At 61.0% G+C, this 20150-nt stretch carries 17 protein-coding genes; all 17 read left to right on the forward strand.

What is annotated here, in order from left to right; all coding sequences use genetic code 11:
- The first annotated feature begins 38 nt into the window (after positions 1 to 38).
- The 17 genes from PSEBG33_RS11075 (at position 39) to nuoN (ending at position 19950) form a co-directional block, all read left to right on the forward strand.
- A complete protein-coding gene (locus PSEBG33_RS11075) occupies positions 39 to 1205 on the forward strand; it encodes a cupin domain-containing protein (protein WP_005789108.1) in 1167 nt (388 codons plus the stop codon).
- Complete coding sequence (locus PSEBG33_RS11070; RefSeq protein ID WP_005789110.1) at positions 1198 to 1620, forward strand: GNAT family N-acetyltransferase; 423 nt, start codon at positions 1198 to 1200, stop codon at positions 1618 to 1620. The genes PSEBG33_RS11075 and PSEBG33_RS11070 overlap by 8 nt, the downstream gene beginning before the upstream one ends.
- 150 nt (positions 1621 to 1770) lie before the next feature.
- Positions 1771 to 2508, forward strand: a complete 738-nt coding sequence (locus PSEBG33_RS11065; RefSeq protein ID WP_005789111.1) for a secretin N-terminal domain-containing protein — start codon at positions 1771 to 1773, stop codon at positions 2506 to 2508.
- A 494-nt stretch (positions 2509 to 3002) separates the two neighbouring features.
- Complete coding sequence (aceA, locus tag PSEBG33_RS11060) at positions 3003 to 4328, forward strand: isocitrate lyase (RefSeq protein ID WP_005789113.1); 1326 nt, start codon at positions 3003 to 3005, stop codon at positions 4326 to 4328.
- Between the two features lie 666 nt (positions 4329 to 4994).
- Positions 4995 to 5408, forward strand: a complete 414-nt coding sequence (locus tag PSEBG33_RS11055; protein ID WP_003192109.1) for an NADH-quinone oxidoreductase subunit A — start codon at positions 4995 to 4997, stop codon at positions 5406 to 5408.
- A 10-nt stretch (positions 5409 to 5418) separates the two neighbouring features.
- Positions 5419 to 6093: a NuoB/complex I 20 kDa subunit family protein gene (locus PSEBG33_RS11050; RefSeq protein ID WP_003174719.1), complete on the forward strand. Its 675-nt coding sequence runs from the start codon at positions 5419 to 5421 to the stop codon at positions 6091 to 6093.
- Between the two features lie 73 nt (positions 6094 to 6166).
- Positions 6167 to 7951 (forward strand): NADH-quinone oxidoreductase subunit C/D, encoded by a 1785-nt coding sequence (gene nuoC, locus PSEBG33_RS11045; RefSeq protein ID WP_005789116.1) that lies wholly within the window; start codon positions 6167 to 6169, stop codon positions 7949 to 7951.
- Positions 7952 to 7953: 2 nt separating this feature from the next.
- Positions 7954 to 8451, forward strand: a complete 498-nt coding sequence (gene nuoE, locus PSEBG33_RS11040) for an NADH-quinone oxidoreductase subunit NuoE (protein ID WP_003232080.1) — start codon at positions 7954 to 7956, stop codon at positions 8449 to 8451.
- On the forward strand, positions 8448 to 9803 hold the full coding sequence (nuoF, locus tag PSEBG33_RS11035; protein ID WP_005789119.1) for an NADH-quinone oxidoreductase subunit NuoF: 1356 nt from the start codon (positions 8448 to 8450) through the stop codon (positions 9801 to 9803). The genes nuoE and nuoF overlap by 4 nt, the downstream gene beginning before the upstream one ends.
- A 135-nt stretch (positions 9804 to 9938) precedes the next feature.
- The gene (gene nuoG / locus PSEBG33_RS11030; RefSeq protein ID WP_005789121.1) at positions 9939 to 12653 is read left to right on the forward strand and encodes an NADH-quinone oxidoreductase subunit NuoG; all 2715 of its coding nucleotides are present in this window, start codon (positions 9939 to 9941) and stop codon (positions 12651 to 12653) included.
- A complete protein-coding gene (nuoH, locus tag PSEBG33_RS11025) occupies positions 12650 to 13657 on the forward strand; it encodes an NADH-quinone oxidoreductase subunit NuoH (protein WP_003192116.1) in 1008 nt (335 codons plus the stop codon). The genes nuoG and nuoH overlap by 4 nt, the downstream gene beginning before the upstream one ends.
- An 11-nt stretch (positions 13658 to 13668) precedes the next feature.
- Positions 13669 to 14217: an NADH-quinone oxidoreductase subunit NuoI gene (gene nuoI / locus PSEBG33_RS11020; protein WP_003174725.1), complete on the forward strand. Its 549-nt coding sequence runs from the start codon at positions 13669 to 13671 to the stop codon at positions 14215 to 14217.
- Between the two features lie 9 nt (positions 14218 to 14226).
- The gene (gene nuoJ, locus PSEBG33_RS11015) at positions 14227 to 14730 is read left to right on the forward strand and encodes an NADH-quinone oxidoreductase subunit J (RefSeq protein ID WP_003174726.1); all 504 of its coding nucleotides are present in this window, start codon (positions 14227 to 14229) and stop codon (positions 14728 to 14730) included.
- A 2-nt stretch (positions 14731 to 14732) separates the two neighbouring features.
- Positions 14733 to 15041 carry an NADH-quinone oxidoreductase subunit NuoK gene (nuoK, locus tag PSEBG33_RS11010; RefSeq protein ID WP_003174727.1) on the forward strand — a complete coding sequence of 103 codons (309 nt, stop codon included), beginning with the start codon at positions 14733 to 14735 and terminating at the stop codon, positions 15039 to 15041.
- Complete coding sequence (gene nuoL, locus PSEBG33_RS11005) at positions 15038 to 16891, forward strand: NADH-quinone oxidoreductase subunit L (protein WP_005789126.1); 1854 nt, start codon at positions 15038 to 15040, stop codon at positions 16889 to 16891. Before nuoK ends, nuoL begins: the two co-directional genes overlap by 4 nt.
- A 55-nt stretch (positions 16892 to 16946) precedes the next feature.
- Complete coding sequence (gene nuoM, locus PSEBG33_RS11000) at positions 16947 to 18479, forward strand: NADH-quinone oxidoreductase subunit M (RefSeq protein ID WP_005789127.1); 1533 nt, start codon at positions 16947 to 16949, stop codon at positions 18477 to 18479.
- A gap of 7 nt (positions 18480 to 18486) precedes the next feature.
- On the forward strand, positions 18487 to 19950 hold the full coding sequence (nuoN, locus tag PSEBG33_RS10995; protein ID WP_005789129.1) for an NADH-quinone oxidoreductase subunit NuoN: 1464 nt from the start codon (positions 18487 to 18489) through the stop codon (positions 19948 to 19950).
- The last annotated feature ends 200 nt before the right edge of the window (positions 19951 to 20150 follow it).

A 20150-nucleotide genomic window follows, 5' to 3' on the forward strand; every position in this document is an offset into this window, starting at 1 on the left:
TTCCAGTCTTAAAAGTGCTTTTTTTCAATAGGTTACACATGAATCCTGATATCCCTCTTCAACTTCTGGGCGGCATCACGGCACGGGAATTCCTGCGCGACTACTGGCAGAAGAAACCCCTGCTGATCCGTCAGGCCATCCCTGACTTCGAAAGCCCGATCGACGCCGACGAACTGGCAGGCCTGGCCCTGGAAGAAGAAGTCGAATCGCGCCTGGTGATCGAACACGGCGAGCGCCCGTGGGAACTGCGTCGCGGCCCATTCGCCGAAGATGCCTTCAGCGCCCTGCCAGAGCGTGAGTGGACCCTGCTGGTGCAAGCGGTCGACCAGTTCGTGCCGGAAGTCGCCGAACTGCTGGAGCACTTCCGTTTCCTGCCAAGCTGGCGTATCGACGATGTGATGATCAGCTTCGCCGCGCCCGGCGGCAGCGTCGGTCCGCACTTCGATAACTACGATGTGTTCCTGCTGCAAGCCCAGGGCAAGCGCAACTGGAAGATCGGCCAGATGTGCAGCTCCGAAAGCCCGCTGCTGCAACACGCTGACCTGCGCATCCTCGCCGAATTCGAAGAAAGCGCCGAATGGGTGCTGGAGCCAGGCGACATGCTCTACCTGCCACCGCGCCTGGCGCACTTCGGCATTGCCGAAGACGATTGCATGACCTACTCGGTGGGTTTCCGCGCCCCGAGCGCCGCCGAAGTGCTGACCCACTTCACCGACTTCCTCAGCCAGTACCTGACTGACGAAGAGCGCTACACCGACGCCGACGCCCAGCCGGTCAGCGACCCACACCAGATTCAGGTCGACGCTCTGGACCGCCTCAAGGGTCTGCTGGCTGAGCACATGAGCGACGAGCGCATGTTGCTGACCTGGTTCGGCCAGTTCATGACCGAGCCGCGCTACCCGGAACTGGTCGCTGGTGAAGAACTGGGCGAAGAAGACTTCATCAACAGCCTGCAAGATGGCGCGATTCTGGTACGCAACCCAAGCGCGCGCCTGGCCTGGTCTGAAGTCGACGACGATGTATTGCTGTTTGCCAGTGGCCAGAGCCGTTACCTGCCCGGCAAGCTGCGTGAACTGCTGAAGCTGGTGTGCTCGGCCGACGCACTGCACAGCGAAAACCTCAGCGTATGGCTGGCCGACGAAGACGGCCGCGACCTGCTGTGCGAACTGGTCAAGCAAGGCAGCCTGGGGTTCGCGGATGAATAAGATTCACGTAAGTGTCGCGGACTGGCGAAAGGATATCGACGAGATTCGGCGCATTCGTGAAGCGGTATTTATCGCCGAGCAATCGGTTCCAGCCGAGCTCGAGTGGGATGCGGACGACGCTGGCGCCATGCATTTCCTCGCATTCGAAGGCGACTTTCCGATTGGTACCGCACGCCTGCTGCCCAGCGGCGAGATTGGTCGCGTGTCGGTGCTCAAGGACTGGCGCGGGCTGAAGGTGGGCGACAAGCTGATGGAAGCGGTGATTGGGGTGGCTGAAAAGCGCGGCCAGACCCGGCAGTTTCTCAGTGCGCAGGTGTATGCGGCGGCGTTTTATGAGCGGTTGGGTTTCAAGATCGTCAGTGATGAGTTTCTTGAAGTCGGGATTCCGCATGTGGACATGGAGCGCGAGGGCTGACCCGAGTCCGCGTCGCCTGCGATAGCGATTTCAGCAACACCGCAAATGCCCTGCCATGCCAGGGCATTTTGCCGTCTACGATTCAACTTGCGACCCTTCAGGCCGACAAACTGGCACTATCAAGCCAAATGACTCGCAGAGATAACGGACATGTCCCTACGCACCTTGCTCACCGCCCTGCTCCTGACCGCCAGTGTTTCGGCCATGGCTGCCACCGAGGTCGTCAACCTGAGCAACCGCACCAGCGCCGACCTGCTGCCCGTGGCGCAGAACTTCATCGGCAAGGACGGCACCGTCAGCGCCTACGGCAACCAGCTTATCGTTAACGCCGACCCTGCGAAGATCGAGGGCTTGCGTACCCTGCTCTCCCAACTGGACACGCCGGCCAAGCGCCTGCTGATCACCGTCGACACCAACGAAACCAACCAGCAGAACAGCGGCGACAGCCAGACCCGCATCATCAGCTATGGCACCGTCAGCCGCGATGGCGGCATCCAGCAGATCCAGGCCAGCGAAGGCGTGCCGGCGCTTATTCAGATCGGCCAGAGCGTTCCGCTGACCACCACACACCAGGATGGTTATGGCCGCCTGCAGAACCAGACCCAGTATCGCAACGTCACCCAGGGCTTTTACGTCACCGCCAGCGTCACCGGCGAGACCGTACACCTGGCTATCAGTACCAACCGTGACCGTATGAGCCAGGAACGTCCTGATGTAGTGAACGTGCAAAGCACCGACACAACCGTCAGCGGGCGCTTGGGCGAATGGATTACCCTGGCTGGCATCAATGGCGAAACCCAGGCCGACAAATCTTCTACAACCCGCAACTACTCTACTCAGGGCCGCGATGACCTGACGGTGCGGGTCAAGGTCGACACCCTGAACTGAAGCACCAAAAACTGACTGGCGAGTCGTATTAGACCAAAGATGTAGTGCCTTGAAAAAAGCACTACAAAACATTTGACGATCCAAAAAAGCATGGGCATGATGGCCTCGCTCCCGCTAATCAGGGGCCCTGGCAAGGGCCTTCGGATCGCCGCTCCAAGTTGCCCACCTGAGCCGATTCGTGTCTGTACCGCCCACAAGGCACGTTGGACGAGGTTGCGACTGGAACGAAGTTGTCCCGAGGGACGGAAGCTAACCAGGTAACCCGGCTACGCACTGATGAATCGTACAAAGGCCCACGACGCCCGAAGACCGTTTGCAGTTTGCCCTTACCTGCTCAACTCCGCCTTGAGGCAATCGTTCATCCCGTCGCCTACCCCGCCGAACTTGACTTGAACACCCAAGCTTCTGGTCAGCGAGCAGCCATCACCACGCACTTTCTACGTGGCTGGCAAATGGAATTTTCCACCTAGACCTATGCGACGAGGTTTTTCCCCATGGCACTGACACGCGAACAGCAAATTGCAGCCCTTGAAAAAGATTGGGCTGAAAACCCACGCTGGAAAGGCGTGACCCGCGCTTATTCCGCTGCTGACGTCGTCCGCCTGCGTGGCTCGGTCCAACCTGAGCACACCTTTGCAAAACTCGGCGCCGAGAAGCTGTGGAAGCTGGTCACCCAAGGTGCCAAGCCGTCCTTCCGTCCCGACAAAGATTTCGTCAACTGCATGGGTGCCCTCACTGGCGGCCAGGCAGTCCAACAGGTAAAAGCCGGCATCCAGGCGATCTACCTGTCCGGCTGGCAAGTGGCAGCGGACAACAACTCCGCTGAATCCATGTACCCCGACCAGTCGCTGTACCCGGTGGACTCGGTTCCAACCGTGGTCAAGCGCATCAACAACTCGTTCCGTCGTGCCGACCAGATCCAGTGGAAAGCCGGCAAGAACCCGGGTGACGAAGGCTACATCGACTACTTCGCGCCAATCGTGGCTGACGCCGAAGCCGGTTTCGGTGGCGTACTCAACGCCTACGAGTTGATGAAGAGCATGATCGAGGCAGGCGCTGCCGGCGTGCACTTCGAAGACCAGCTGGCTTCGGTGAAGAAATGCGGCCACATGGGTGGCAAGGTATTGGTGCCGACCCAGGAAGCTGTGCAGAAGCTGACCGCCGCCCGCCTGGCCGCTGACGTTGCCGGTACTCCGACCATCATCCTGGCCCGTACCGACGCCAACGCGGCAGACTTGCTGACCTCGGACTGCGACCCGTACGACCAGCCGTTCGTCACCGGCGAACGTACTCAGGAAGGCTTCTATAAAGTACGCGCCGGTCTCGACCAGGCGATTGCCCGCGGCCTGGCCTATGCCCCCTACGCCGACCTGATCTGGTGCGAAACCGCCAAGCCGGACCTGGACGAAGCCCGTCGTTTCGCCGAAGCGATCAAGAAGGAATACCCAGACCAACTGCTGTCCTACAACTGCTCGCCTTCCTTCAACTGGAAGAAGAACCTGGACGACGCGACTATCGCCAAGTTCCAGCGCGAGCTGTCGGCCATGGGCTACAAGCACCAGTTCATCACCCTGGCCGGCATTCACAACATGTGGCACAGCATGTTCAACCTGGCGCATGACTACGCCCGCAACGACATGACTGCCTACGTGAAGCTGCAGGAGCAGGAATTCGCTGACGCCGCCAAAGGCTACACCTTCGTGGCGCACCAGCAGGAAGTGGGTACCGGCTACTTCGACGACATGACCACCGTGATCCAGGGCGGCACCTCGTCCGTGACCGCGCTGACCGGTTCGACCGAAGAAGAGCAGTTCCACTAAGTAACGCGTACACGGCCACTGCGGCCCCAGGGAAGACCTAACCGCAGTGCCGCACAACAATCACGCCCCGACTGGTTCGGGGCGTTTTTTTGCCTGAAAAAATCTGACTGACATAATGCAGAGCAGATGTGGGAGCTGGCTTGTCGGGTCGCCGCATCGCTGCGATGGCGGCGTGCCAGTCACCACATTCTTTTGCTGACACACCGCCATCGCGGGCAAGCCCGGCTCCCACAGAGACCGAGTCGGGTGCTTTTTACGCAAAACATTGATCCAGAGCGGTATTCGCACACATCCAATCGGTTAAAAGAACCGTTGCGACAACTAAGCGACACTCAAGCAAGTAACGGCAACTTCCCCCGCCACATGAGAAACAATCGCTTAAACCCCACGCAAACAATATTCATTATCATTTGGCGCCTGAAAACTTCGTTACAGCTTAAACAAAACATAATTGATGAAAAGCCCGCTAATGCCCACGGCATAAGGGCTACAGCCTCAAGAAGGTGCACTATGTGCTTATTCCACCGAATAATTTCGCCCTGGGAATTTTACTTGCCCGGTGTTTAGCCATAAAATCACCGCGATTGATTGCAGTGCGACATATCGTCACTGCATCGTTACTTTTTCGAGCTCAGAGACCTTTGCTCTCTGTTAAGGATTTCCAGCATGACCGACGCGACAGGACTCATGGCCCACAACTGGGGCTTTGCCATTTTCCTCCTCGGTGTAGTGGGCCTTTGCGCCTTCATGCTTGGCGTCTCCAGCCTCCTCGGGTCAAAAGCCTGGGGCCGCAGCAAAAACGAACCGTTCGAATCCGGCATGCTGCCTACAGGTGGCGCCCGCTTGCGGCTCTCAGCCAAATTCTATCTGGTCGCGATGCTCTTCGTGATCTTCGATATCGAAGCCCTCTTTCTCTTTGCATGGTCTGTGTCCGTCCGCGAAAGCGGCTGGACCGGATTCGTCGAAGCTCTCGTTTTCATAGCAATTCTGTTGGCAGGTCTTGTCTACCTGTTCCGAGTGGGCGCCCTTGACTGGGCTCCGGAAGCTCGTCGCAAGCGGCAGGCGAAGCTGAAACAATGAGGCTTTGGCAATGCAATACAATCTCACCAGGATCGACCCGGATGCTCCTAACGAGCAGTACCCCATCGGCGAACGGGAAACCGTTTCCGACCCGTTAGAAGACCAAGTCCACAAAAACATCTACATGGGCAAGCTGGAAGACGTGCTGAGTGGCGCGGTCAACTGGGGGCGTAAAAACTCCCTGTGGCCGTACAACTTCGGCCTTTCGTGCTGCTACGTGGAAATGACCACCGCCTTCACGGCGCCCCATGACATCGCCCGCTTTGGCGCCGAAGTTATCCGGGCATCACCGCGCCAGGCGGATTTCATGGTTATCGCCGGTACCTGCTTCATCAAGATGGCGCCGATCATCCAGCGTCTCTATGAGCAAATGCTCGAACCGAAGTGGGTCATCTCCATGGGTTCGTGCGCCAACTCCGGTGGCATGTACGACATCTACTCGGTCGTTCAAGGGGTGGACAAGTTCCTGCCCGTGGACGTCTACGTGCCTGGCTGCCCGCCCCGCCCCGAAGCATTCCTGCAAGGCTTGATGCTGTTGCAGGAATCGATTGGCAAGGAGCGTCGCCCACTGTCCTGGGTCGTCGGTGATCAAGGCGTGTACCGCGCCGAGATGCCGTCCCAAAAGGAACAGCGCCGCGAACAGCGAATCGCAGTCACCAACCTGCGCAGCCCCGACGAAGTCTGATCCAGCACCGCTTCTTTTTATAGAACGAAAACCTGGCTTCATTCTTTACGTTGACCGAAAGCGATAAAAAACCATGACTACAGGCAGTGCTCTGTACATCCCGCCTTATAAGGCAGACGACCAGGATGTGGTTGTCGAACTCAATAACCGTTTTGGCCCTGACGCCTTCACCGCCCAGGCCACACGCACCGGTATGCCAGTGCTGTGGGTGGCGCGTGCCAGGCTCGTCGAAGTCCTGACCTTCCTGCGCAACCTGCCCAAGCCGTACGTCATGCTCTATGACCTGCATGGCGTGGACGAGCGTCTGCGCACCAAGCGCCAGGGGCTGCCGAGCGGCGCCGATTTCACCGTGTTCTACCACCTGATGTCGCTGGAACGTAACAGCGACGTGATGATCAAGGTTGCCCTGAGCGAGAGTGACCTGAGCATCCCGACCGTCACCGGTATCTGGCCGAATGCCAGCTGGTACGAGCGTGAAGTCTGGGACATGTTCGGCATCGACTTCCCTGGCCACCCACACCTGACGCGCATCATGATGCCGCCGACCTGGGAAGGTCACCCGCTGCGCAAGGACTTCCCTGCCCGCGCCACCGAATTCGACCCGTACAGCCTCAACCTCGCCAAGCAGCAGCTTGAAGAAGAAGCGGCGCGCTTCCGTCCGGAAGACTGGGGCATGAAACGCTCCGGCACCAACGAGGATTACATGTTCCTCAACCTGGGCCCGAACCACCCTTCGGCTCACGGTGCCTTCCGTATCATCCTGCAACTGGACGGCGAAGAAATCGTCGACTGTGTCCCGGACATCGGCTACCACCACCGTGGCGCCGAGAAGATGGCCGAGCGTCAGTCCTGGCACAGCTTCATCCCGTACACCGACCGTATCGACTACCTCGGCGGCGTGATGAACAACCTGCCGTACGTGCTCTCGGTCGAGAAGCTGGCCGGCATTAAAGTGCCGGACCGCGTCGACACCATCCGCATCATGATGGCCGAGTTCTTCCGCATCACCAGCCACCTGCTGTTCCTGGGTACCTATATCCAGGACGTCGGCGCCATGACCCCGGTGTTCTTCACTTTCACCGACCGTCAGCGCGCCTACAAGGTCATCGAAGCCATCACCGGTTTCCGCCTGCACCCGGCCTGGTACCGCATCGGCGGCGTGGCCCACGACCTGCCGAACGGCTGGGAGCGCCTGGTCAAGGAGTTCATCGACTGGATGCCCAAGCGTCTGGACGAGTACCAGAAAGCCGCGCTGGACAACAGCATCCTCAAGGGCCGCACCATCGGCGTTGCGCAGTACAACACCAAGGAAGCCCTGGAATGGGGCGTCACTGGTGCCGGCCTGCGTTCCACCGGTTGCGACTTCGACCTGCGTAAAGCCCGCCCGTACTCCGGCTACGAGAACTTCGAGTTCGAAGTACCGCTGGCGGCCAATGGCGATGCCTACGACCGTTGCATCGTGCGCGTCGAAGAAATGCGCCAGAGCCTGAAGATCATCGAGCAGTGCATGCGCAACATGCCGGCAGGCCCGTACAAGGCGGATCACCCGCTGACCACGCCGCCGCCCAAAGAGCGCACGCTGCAACACATCGAAACCCTGATCACGCACTTCCTGCAGGTTTCGTGGGGCCCGGTCATGCCGGCCAACGAATCCTTCCAGATGATCGAAGCGACCAAGGGTATCAACAGTTATTACCTGACGAGCGATGGCGGCACCATGAGCTACCGCACCCGGATTCGTACCCCAAGCTTCGCCCACTTGCAGCAGATCCCTTCGGTGATCAAAGGCGAGATGGTCGCGGACTTGATTGCGTACCTGGGTAGTATCGATTTCGTTATGGCCGACGTGGACCGCTAAGCATGAACAGCACGCTTATCCAGACAGACCGTTTCACCCTCAGTGAAACCGAGCGCTCGGCCATCGAGCACGAGCTGCATCACTACGAAGACCCGCGCGCGGCGTCGATCGAAGCCTTGAAGATCGTCCAGAAGGAACGTGGCTGGGTGCCCGACGGCGCCCTTTACGCCATCGGCGAGATCCTCGGCATCCCCGCCAGCGACGTTGAAGGCGTGGCGACGTTCTACAGCCAGATTTTCCGTCAGCCGGTCGGCCGTCACATCATTCGCGTGTGCGACAGCATGGTCTGCTACATCGGCGGCCATGAGTCCGTGGTCAGCGAAATCCAGGCCAAGCTGGGTATCGGCCTCGGCCAGACCACCGCCGACGGCCGCTTCACGCTGCTGCCGGTGTGCTGCCTGGGCAACTGCGACAAGGCGCCGGCGTTGATGATCGACGACGACACATTCGGTGACGTACAGCCTGCTGGCGTGACCCAATTGCTCGAGGGCTACCCATGACCCTGACCTCTTTCGGCCCGGCCAACCTGATCAAGCGTTCGGCCGAGACCCACCCGCTGACCTGGCGCCTGCGAGACGACGGCGAGCCGGTATGGCTCGACGAATACCAGGCCAAGAACGGTTACGCCGCTGCGCGCAAAGCCTTCGCCGACATGGCCCAGGACGATATCGTCCAGACCGTCAAAGACGCCGGCCTCAAGGGCCGCGGCGGCGCAGGCTTCCCCACGGGTGTGAAGTGGGGCCTGATGCCCAAGGACGAATCCATCAACATCCGCTACCTGCTGTGCAACGCGGATGAGATGGAGCCCAACACCTGGAAAGACCGCATGTTGATGGAGCAACTGCCCCATCTGCTGATCGAAGGCATGTTGATCAGCGCCCGTGCGCTCAAGACCTACCGTGGCTACATCTTCCTGCGTGGCGAGTACACCACCGCCGCCAAGCACCTCAACCGTGCAGTGGCAGAAGCCAAGGCTGCGGGCCTGCTGGGCAAGAACATCCTCGGGTCCGGCTTCGACTTCGAACTGTTCGTGCACACCGGCGCCGGGCGTTATATCTGTGGTGAAGAAACCGCACTGATCAACTCCCTCGAAGGTCGCCGCGCCAACCCGCGCTCCAAGCCGCCCTTCCCCGCCGCCGTAGGCGTGTGGGGCAAGCCGACCTGCGTGAACAACGTCGAGACCCTGTGCAACGTGCCGGCGATCATCGCCGACGGCGTGGACTGGTACAAATCGTTGGCTCGCGAGGGCAGCGAAGACATGGGCACCAAGCTCATGGGCTTCTCCGGCAAGGTCAAGAACCCTGGCCTGTGGGAGCTGCCGTTCGGCGTGACCGCACGCGAGCTGTTCGAGGACTACGCCGGCGGTATGCGCGACGGCTACACCTTGAAAGCCTGGCAGCCAGGCGGCGCCGGCACCGGCTTCCTGCTTCCTGAGCACCTGGACGCACAAATGTATGCCGGCGGCATCGGCAAGGTGGGCACCCGGATGGGTACCGGCCTGGCAATGGCGGTCGACAACACCGTGAACATGGTCTCGCTGCTGCGCAACATGGAGCAGTTTTTTGCTCGTGAGTCCTGCGGTTTCTGCACCCCATGCCGCGACGGTTTGCCGTGGAGCGTCAAGCTGCTGATGGCCCTGGAAAATGGCGAAGGCCGCGAGGGTGACATCGAAACCCTGCTGGGCCTGGTCGGCTTCCTCGGCCCAGGCAAGACCTTCTGTGCTCACGCACCGGGCGCCGTAGAGCCATTGGGCAGCGCAATCAAATACTTCCGCTCGGAGTTCGAAGCCGGCATCGCGCCCACCAGCGCCGCCGTCCCGCCTCTGGCGAAGCCGATCGTAGTCGGCGCGTAACGCTTAAACAGGCGAAGGGTCCGTGCCCTTCGCCTGCTCATGTGCTGACGCCGTAAAGGCTGTGTAGATGCACATGAATAACAAGATTCCATTAGCCACGCCCGCTGACAACGGGCCAACGAAGAACTTTGAACCATGGCCACTATCCACGTAGACGGCAAAGCGCTCGAAGTCGATGGGGCGGACAACCTGTTACAGGCGTGTCTGTCACTCGGCCTCGATATCCCGTATTTCTGCTGGCACCCCGCGCTCGGTAGCGTCGGTGCCTGTCGCCAGTGTGCGGTCAAGCAATACACCGACGAGAACGACACCCGTGGTCGTATCGTCATGTCCTGCATGACCCCAGCCACCGACAACACCTGGATCTCCATCGACGATGAAGAATCCAAGGCGTTCCGCGCCAGCGTTGTCGAATGGCTGATGACCAACCACCCCCACGACTGCCCGGTCTGTGAGGAAGGCGGTCACTGCCACCTGCAAGACATGACGGTGATGACCGGCCACAACGAGCGCCGTTATCGCTTCACCAAGCGTACCCACCAGAACCAGGACCTCGGCCCGTTCATTTCCCACGAAATGAACCGCTGCATCGCCTGCTACCGCTGCGTGCGCTTCTATAAAGACTACGCCGGCGGCACCGACCTGGGCGTCTTCGGCGCCCACGACAACGTGTACTTCGGTCGCGTTGAAGACGGCGTGCTTGAGAGCGAGTTTTCCGGCAACCTCACCGAGGTCTGCCCGACCGGTGTGTTTACCGACAAGACTCACTCCGAGCGCTACAACCGTAAGTGGGACATGCAATTTGCGCCGAGCATCTGCCATGGCTGCTCCAGCGGTTGCAACATCTCCCCGGGCGAGCGCTACGGCGAACTGCGTCGTATCGAAAACCGCTTCAACGGTTCGGTCAACCAGTACTTCCTGTGCGACCGTGGCCGTTTCGGCTATGGCTACGTCAACCGCGAAGACCGCCCACGCCAGCCGCTGCTGGCCGATGGCGCCAAGCTGAGCCTGGACGCCGCGCTGGATAAAGCCGCCGACCTGCTGCGCGGGCGCAATATCGTCGGTATCGGTTCGCCGCGTGCCAGCCTCGAAAGCAACTTCGCGTTGCGCGAGCTGGTCGGTGCCGAGCACTTCTACTGCGGTATCGAAGCCGGCGAGCTGGAGCGCATCCGCCTGGTCTTGCAAGTGCTGAACGACAGCCCGCTGCCGGTTCCGAACATGCGCGACATCGAAGACCACGATGCCATCTTCGTGCTCGGTGAAGACCTGACCCAGACCGCTGCGCGCATTGCCCTGTCGCTGCGCCAGTCGGTCAAAGGCAAGGCCGAAGAAATGGCCGACGCCATGCGCGTACAGCCGTGGCTTGACGCGGCGGTGAAAAACATCGGTCAGCACGCGCTGAACCCGCTGTTTATCGCCTCGCTGGCTGAAACCAAGCTCGACGACATCGCCGAAGAATGCGTGCACGCCGCACCGGACGACCTGGCACGCCTCGGTTTCGCAGTGGCCCACGCCCTCGACGCCAGCGCGCCTGCCGTCGACGGCCTGGACACCGAAGCCGTCGAACTGGCCCAGCGCATCGCCGACGCCCTGCTGGCCGCCAAGCGCCCGTTGATCATTGCCGGTACCTCGCTGGGTTCCAAGGCGCTGATCGAAGCCGCCGCCAACATCGCCAAGGCCCTGAAGCTGCGCGACAAGAACGGCTCCATCAGCCTGGTGGTGCCGGAAGCCAACAGCCTGGGCCTGGCCATGCTCGGTGGCGAGTCCCTGGACGCCGCCCTGCAAGCAGTGACCGACGGAAACGCCGACGCCATTGTGGTATTGGAAAACGACCTGTACACCCGCACCGCTGCCGCCAAGGTTGACGCTGCACTGGACGCTGCCAAAGTCCTGATCGTGGCCGACCACCAGAAGACCGCCACCAGCGAGCGCGCCGACCTGGTGCTGCCAGCCGCCACCTTCGCCGAAGGCGACGGTACCCTGGTCAGCCAGGAAGGCCGCGCCCAGCGCTTCTTCCAGGTGTTCGATCCGAAGTACATGGATGCCAGCATCCTGGTGCACGAAGGCTGGCGCTGGCTGCATGCCCTGCGCGCCACCCTGCTGAACCAGCCGATTGACTGGACCCAGCTCGACCACGTCACCGCAGCCACCGCTGCGAGCGCGCCGCAGTTGGCCCGCATCGTCGACGCTGCACCGTCCGCCGCGTTCCGTATCAAGGGCCTGAAACTGGCCCGTGAACCGCTGCGCTACTCCGGTCGTACCGCCATGCGCGCCGACATCAGCGTGCACGAACCGCGTACCCCGCAAGACATCGACACTGCGTTCGCCTTCTCCATGGAAGGTTACTCGGGCTCGGCCGAGCCGCGTCAGCAGGTGCCGTTTGCCTGGTCGCCGGGCTGGAACTCGCCGCAGGCCTGGAACAAGTTCCAGGACGAAGTCGGTGGTCATATCCGTGCTGGCGACCCGGGCACCCGCCTGATCGAAAGCACCGGTGACTCGCTGAACTGGTTCACTGCGGTACCGCGTCCGTTCAACCCGGCGCCGGGCACCTGGCAGGTCGTGCCGTTCTTCCACCTGTTCGGCAGCGAAGAGACCTCTTCCAAGGCCGCGCCGGTGCAGGAACGCATCCCTGCGGCCTACGTATCGCTGGCCAAGTCCGAAGCCGACCGCCTGGGCGTCAACGACGGTGCCCTGCTCAGCCTTAACGTGGCCGGCCAGACCCTGCGCCTGCCGCTGCGTATCAACGAGGAGTTGGGCGCTGGCCTGGTTGCACTGCCTAAAGGCCTTGCCGGCATTCCGCCCGCTATCTTTGGCCAAACCGTTGACGGTCTGCAGGAGGCAGCGCAATGACCTGGTTCACGCCGGAAGTAATTGACGTGATCATCTCGGTGGTCAAGGCCATCGTGATCCTGTTGGCCGTGGTCGTCGCGGGCGCGCTGCTCAGCTTCGTCGAACGTCGCCTGCTGGGCTGGTGGCAGGACCGTTACGGTCCGAACCGCGTTGGCCCATTCGGCATGTTCCAGATCGCGGCCGACATGCTGAAAATGTTCTTCAAGGAAGATTGGACCCCGCCGTTCGCCGACAAGGTGATCTTCACCCTGGCACCGGTGGTGGCCATGAGCGCCTTGCTGATCGCCTTCGCGATCATCCCGATCACCCCGACCTGGGGCGTGGCGGATCTGAACATCGGCTTGCTGTTCTTCTTCGCCATGGCCGGTCTGTCGGTGTATGCGGTGCTGTTCGCCGGTTGGGCCAGTAACAACAAGTTCGCCCTGCTGGGCAGCTTGCGGGCCTCGGCCCAGACCGTGTCCTACGAAGTGTTCATGGGCCTGGCCCTGATGGGCATCGTGGTGCAGGTCGGCTCGTTCAACATGCGCGATATCGTCGAGTACCAGGCACAGAACCTGTGGTTCATCATTCCGCAGTTCTTTGGCTTCTGTACCTTCTTCATCGCTGGCGTGGCCGTGACTCACCGTCACCCGTTCGACCAGCCGGAAGCGGAGCAGGAACTGGCCGACGGTTACCACATTGAATATGCCGGCATGAAGTGGGGCATGTTCTTCGTCGGTGAGTACATCGGCATCATCTTGATCTCGGCCCTGCTGGTCACGCTGTTCTTCGGCGGCTGGCACGGTCCGTTCGGCATCCTGCCGCAGTTGGCCTTCTTCTGGTTCTTCTTGAAGACCGCGTTCTTCATCATGCTGTTCATCCTGCTGCGCGCCTCGATTCCGCGCCCGCGCTATGACCAGGTGATGGATTTCAGCTGGAGATTCTGCCTGCCGCTGACCCTGATCAATTTGCTGGTGACGGCTGCCGTCGTGTTGTTGAACACGCCAGCTGCCGCGGTTCAGTGAGGATTTGACCCATGTTCAAATATATTGGCGACATCGTTAAGGGTACCGGTACCCAGTTGCGAAGCCTGGTGATGGTGTTCGGTCACGGCTTTCGCAAACGCGACACCCTGCAATACCCCGAAGAAGCGGTGTACCTGCCGCCGCGCTATCGCGGCCGCATCGTACTGACCCGCGACCCCGATGGCGAAGAGCGTTGCGTAGCCTGCAACCTGTGCGCCGTGGCGTGCCCGGTGGGTTGCATCTCCCTGCAGAAAGCTGAAACCGAAGACGGTCGCTGGTACCCGGACTTCTTCCGTATCAACTTCTCGCGCTGCATTTTCTGCGGCCTCTGCGAGGAAGCTTGCCCGACCACCGCGATCCAGCTCACACCGGATTTCGAGATGGCCGAGTTCAAACGTCAGGACCTGGTGTACGAGAAAGAAGATCTGCTGATCTCTGGTCCCGGTAAAAACCCTGATTACAACTTCTATCGTGTTGCAGGTATGGCCGTTGCCGGTAAGCCGAAGGGCGCCGCACAAAACGAAGCCGAGCCGATCAACGTGAAGAGCTTGCTGCCTTAAGGAAGAAAGATGGAATTCGCTTTCTATTTCGCATCGGGTATTGCAGTGGTGTCCACGCTTCGCGTGATCACCAACACCAACCCCGTGCACGCCCTGCTCTACCTGATCATTTCGCTGATCGCCGTGGCCATGACCTTCTTCAGTCTCGGCGCACCGTTCGCCGGTGTACTGGAAGTGATCGCCTACGCCGGCGCCATCATGGTGCTGTTCGTGTTTGTGGTGATGATGCTCAACCTGGGTCCGGCTTCGGTCGCCCAGGAGCGCGTCTGGCTCAAGCCCGGCATCTGGCTCGGCCCGGTTGTCCTCGCAGCGTTGCTGCTGGGTGAACTGCTGTATGTACTGTTCGCTCACCAGAGCGGCCAGGCCATCGGCCACACCACCGTAGACGCCAAAGCCGTGGGCATCAGCCTGTTCGGCCCGTACCTGCTGGTGGTCGAACTGGCTTCGATGCTGCTGCTCGCCGCAGCCATCACCGCCTTCCACTTGGGCCGCAACGAAGCCAAGGAGCAATGACGATGCCTGCTATCCCTTTGGAGCATGGTCTGGCGGTCGCCGGCATCCTGTTCTGCCTTGGCCTGGTTGGCCTGATGGTGCGCCGTAACATTCTGTTCGTGTTGATGAGCCTGGAAATCATGATGAACGCCGCGGCACTGGCGTTCATCGTGGCGGGCGCACGTTGGGGCCAGCCGGATGGACAAGTCATGTTCATCCTGGTGATCAGCCTGGCAGCCGCCGAAGCCAGTATTGGCCTGGCGATCCTGCTGCAGCTGTATCGTCGCTTCCACACGCTTGATATCGACGCTGCCAGTGAGATGCGCGGATGAACATGATCTTTCTGACTTTCGTATTCCCCCTGATCGGTTTCCTGCTGCTGTCGTTCTCTCGCGGGCGCTGGTCGGAAAACCTCTCGGCCTTGATCGGCGTGGGCTCCATCGGCCTGTCGGCCATCGTGGCCGCCTACGTCATCTGGCAATTCAACGTGGCGCCGCCAGAAGGCGGTCACTACACCCTGGTGCTGTGGCAGTGGATGTCGGTGGAGGGCTTCAAGCCCAACTTCGCCCTCTACGTCGACGGCCTGTCGATCACCATGCTCGGCGTGGTGGTGGGTGTGGGCTTCCTGATCCACCTGTTCGCGTCCTGGTACATGCGCGGCGAAGCGGGCTACTCGCGTTTCTTCTCGTACACCAACCTGTTTATCGCCAGCATGCTGTTCCTGGTACTCGGCGATAACCTGTTGTTCCTGTACTTCGGCTGGGAAGGCGTGGGCCTGTGCTCGTACCTGTTGATCGGTTTCTACTACAGCAACCGCAACAACGGTAACGCAGCACTCAAGGCGTTTATCGTCACCCGTATCGGCGACGTGTTCATGGCCATTGGCTTGTTCATCCTGTTCCAACAGGTGGGCACGCTGAACATTCAGGAACTGCTGGTGCTGGCACCGCAGAAATTCCAGGTCGGCGACTTCTGGATCACCTTGGCGACCCTGATGCTGCTGGGCGGCGCCGTGGGTAAATCCGCGCAACTGCCGCTGCAAACCTGGCTGGCGGATGCGATGGCCGGCCCTACACCGGTTTCGGCACTGATCCACGCCGCGACCATGGTGACCGCCGGTGTCTACCTGATCGCCCGTACCCACGGCCTGTTCACCCTGGCACCGGACATCCTGCACCTGGTAGGCATCGTCGGTGGCGTGACCCTGGTACTGGCCGGCTTCGCCGCGCTGGTGCAGACCGACATCAAGCGTATCCTCGCCTACTCGACCATGAGCCAGATCGGCTACATGTTCCTGGCCCTGGGCGTTGGCGCCTGGGACGCGGCGATCTTCCACCTGATGACCCACGCGTTCTTCAAGGCCCTGCTGTTCCTCGCCTCCGGTGCGGTGATCGTCGCCTGCCACCACGAGCAGAACATCTTCAAGATGGGCGGCCTGTGGAAGAAACTGCCACTGGCCTACGCCAGCTTCATCGTCGGTGGTGCCGCCCTGGCCGCCCTGCCGCTGGTGACCGCCGGTTTCTACTCCAAGGACGAAATCCTCTGGGAAGCGTTTGCCAGCGGTAACCAGAACCTGCTCTACGCAGGCCTGGTGGGTGCGTTCATGACCTCGCTGTACACCTTCCGCCTGATCTTCATCACCTTCCACGGTGAAGCCAAGACCGAAGCGCACGCAGGCCACGGCATCTCCCACTGGCTGCCACTGTCGGTGCTGATCATCCTGTCGACCTTCGTCGGCGCCATGATCACTCCACCACTGGCCGGCGTATTGCCAGAAAGCGTCGGCCATGCCGGCGGCGCAGACAAGCACAGCCTGGAAATCGCCTCGGGCGCCATTGCCATCGCCGGTATCCTGCTGGCCGCCCTGCTGTTCCTCGGCAAGCGTCGCTTCGTGACCGCCGTGGCCAACAGTGGCATCGGGCGCTTCCTGTCGGCCTGGTGGTTCGCTGCCTGGGGCTTCGATTGGCTCTACGACAAACTGTTCGTCAAGCCATACCTCGCCATCAGCCATGTACTGCGCAAAGACCCGCTCGACCAGACCATCGGTTTGATCCCGCGCGCCGCCAAGGCTGGTCACACAGCCCTGAGCCGCAGCGAGACCGGCCAATTGCGTTGGTATGCAGCGTCCATGGCGGCCGGTGCCGTGCTGGTGATCGGCGCCATCGTCGTGGTAGCGGTCTGACTATGTTTAAGTGCACTGCGTACTTTGCAAACTTGCGAAAGGAAACGAGCCCGTCATGATTCTGCCCTGGCTAATCCTGATCCCCTTTATCGGCGGCCTGCTCTGCTGGATGGGTGAACGCTTCGGCGCCACCCTCCCCCGCTGGATTGCGTTGCTGACCATGTCCCTGGAACTCGCACTCGGCCTCTGGCTGTGGGCCCATGGCGACTATTCATTTGCTCCGGCACCGGGTGTCGATCCCACCTTCGCGCTTGAATTCAAGCACGTGTGGATCCAGCGCTTCGGCATCAACGTGCACCTGGCCCTCGACGGCCTGTCTCTGTTGATGATCCTGCTGACCGGCCTGCTGGGTATCCTCTCGGTACTCTGCTCCTGGAAAGAGATCCAGCGTCACGTGGGCTTCTTCCACCTGAACCTGATGTGGATCCTGGGCGGCGTTGTCGGCGTGTTCCTGGCGCTGGACCTGTTCATGTTCTTCTTCTTCTGGGAAATGATGCTGGTGCCGATGTACTTCCTCATCGCGCTCTGGGGTCACAGTTCTTCGGACGGCAAGAAAACCCGGATCTACGCGGCGACCAAGTTCTTCATCTTCACCCAGGCTTCCGGCCTGATCATGTTGGTGGCGATCCTGGGCCTGGTCCTGGTCAACTTCAACAGCACCGGCGTGATTACCTTCAACTACGCCGACCTGTTGAAAACCAAGATGTCGCTGACCACCGAGTACGTGCTGATGCTGGGCTTCTTCATCGCCTTCGCGGTGAAGCTGCCAGTGGTGCCGTTCCACTCCTGGTTGCCTGACGCTCACGCCCAGGCGCCGACTGCCGGTTCCGTGGACCTGGCCGGTATCCTGTTGAAGACGGCGGCCTACGGCCTGCTGCGTTTCGCCCTGCCGCTGTTCCCGAATGCCTCGGCCGAGTTCGCGCCGATCGCCATGACCCTGGGTCTGATCGGGATCTTCTACGGCGCGTTCCTGGCCTTCGCGCAAACCGACATCAAGCGTCTGATTGCCTTCTCGTCCGTTTCCCACATGGGTTTCGTACTGATCGGCATCTACTCCGGCAGCCAACTGGCGCTGCAAGGCGCAGTGATCCAGATGCTGGCCCACGGTGTTTCGGCCGCTGCCCTGTTTATCCTCAGTGGTCAGTTGTACGAGCGCCTGCATACCCGTGACATGCGTGAAATGGGTGGTGTGTGGTCGCGCATTGCTTACCTGCCGGCGATCAGCCTGTTCTTCGCCGCTGCATCCCTGGGCTTGCCGGGTACCGGTAACTTCATCGGCGAGTTCCTGATCCTGATGGGTGCCTTTGTGCAGACGCCGTGGATCAGCGCCATTGCTACCTCCGGCCTGGTGTTCGGTTCGGTGTACTCGCTGATCATGATCCACCGCGCCTACTTCGGCCCGGCCAAGTCCGACACCGTCCTGCAAGGGATGGATGCGCGCGAACTGATCATGGTGCTCGGCCTTGCGGTGTTGCTGATCTTCATCGGCGTGTACCCGCAACCGTTCCTGGACACTTCTGCCGCAACGATGCATGGCGTGCAGCAGTGGTTCGGCACCGCCTTCTCTCAACTCGCTTCGGCCCGGTAAGAGCGCTATGGAATTCACGATCCAACACTTTATCGCGCTTGCGCCGCTGCTGATTACCAGCCTCACCATCGTGGTGGTGATGCTGGCAATCGCCTGGCGCCGCAATCACTCGCAAACGTTCCTGCTGTCCTGCGCCGGGTTGAACCTGGCCCTGCTGTCGATCATCCCGGCCCTCAAGGTCGCGCCACTGGCGGTCACGCCATTGATGATGGTCGATGACTTCGCGTTGCTGTACATCGCCCTGATCCTGGTGGCGACCCTGGCGTGCGTCACCCTCGCCCACGCTTACCTCGGCGAAGGCGGCACCGGCTACCCGGGCAACCGCGAAGAGCTGTACCTGCTGATCCTGCTGGCTGCGGCCGGCGGTATCGTGCTGGTCAGCGCGCAGCACCTGGCCGGCTTGTTCATCGGCCTGGAACTGCTGTCGATCCCGACCTACGGCCTGGTGGCCTACGCCTTCTTCAACAAGCGCTCCCTGGAAGCCGGTATCAAGTACATGGTGCTGTCGGCCGCCGGTTCCGCGTTCCTGTTGTTCGGTATGGCCCTGCTCTACGCAGAAGCTGGCAGCCTGAGCTTCACCGGTATCGGCCACGCCCTGGCCGCCACCAACAGCCCGGCGCCAATCGCCCAGCTTGGCCTGGCGATGATGCTGATCGGCCTGGCGTTCAAGCTGTCGCTGGTACCCTTCCACCTGTGGACCCCGGACGTGTACGAAGGCGCCCCGGCGCCAGTGGCTGCGTTCCTGGCGACTGCGTCGAAGGTCGCGGTATTTGCGGTGATGGTGCGTCTGTTCCAGATCTCCCCTGCCGCCAACACCGGCGTGCTGAGCAACGTGCTGACCGTGATCGCCATTGCGTCGATCCTGTTCGGTAACCTGCTGGCCCTGACTCAGAACAACCTCAAGCGTCTGCTGGGTTACTCGTCCATCGCCCACTTCGGCTACCTGCTGATCGCCCTGGTGGCGAGCAAAGGCCTGGCCGTGGAAGCCATCGGCGTGTACCTGGTCACCTACGTGATCACCAGCCTTGGCGCATTCGGCGTGATCACGCTGATGTCCTCGCCCTACAAAGGCCGTGATGCTGATGCCCTGTACGAATACCGCGGCCTGTTCTGGCGCCGTCCGTACCTGACCGCCGTACTCACCGTAATGATGCTGTCGCTGGCCGGTATCCCGCTGACCGCGGGCTTTATCGGCAAGTTCTACATTGTCGCGACCGGTGTTGAAGCCCACGAGTGGTGGTTGGTAGCGTCGTTGGTACTGGGCAGCGCCATCGGCGTGTTCTACTACCTGCGCGTGATGGTCACCCTGTACCTGATCGAGCCAAACCTGCGCCGTGTGGATGCCGAGCTGCATTGGGAACAGAAAGCCGGTGGCGTGATGCTGCTGGCCATCGCCGTGCTCGCGTTCTTCCTGGGCGTGTACCCGCAACCGTTGCTCACCCTGGTGCAGCACGCGGTGTTGGGGGTTTGATCGCTTAGATTGATGCAGTAAGCAGAACGGCGCCTTTGGGCGCCGTTTTGCGTTTTCAGGGCAAGAGTAGGTGCTCTGGTCACCAAATGTATTGACTGCCCCGCCGCCTTCGCGAGCAAGCCCACACACATTTGGATCGAGGAGCGTCAGTTGGATACTCATGGGCTCACCGCGGTCCCATGCCACGCTAGCATCGCGAA

The sequence above is a fragment of the Pseudomonas synxantha BG33R genome, from assembly GCF_000263715.2.
Classification (GTDB): domain Bacteria; phylum Pseudomonadota; class Gammaproteobacteria; order Pseudomonadales; family Pseudomonadaceae; genus Aquipseudomonas; species Aquipseudomonas synxantha_A.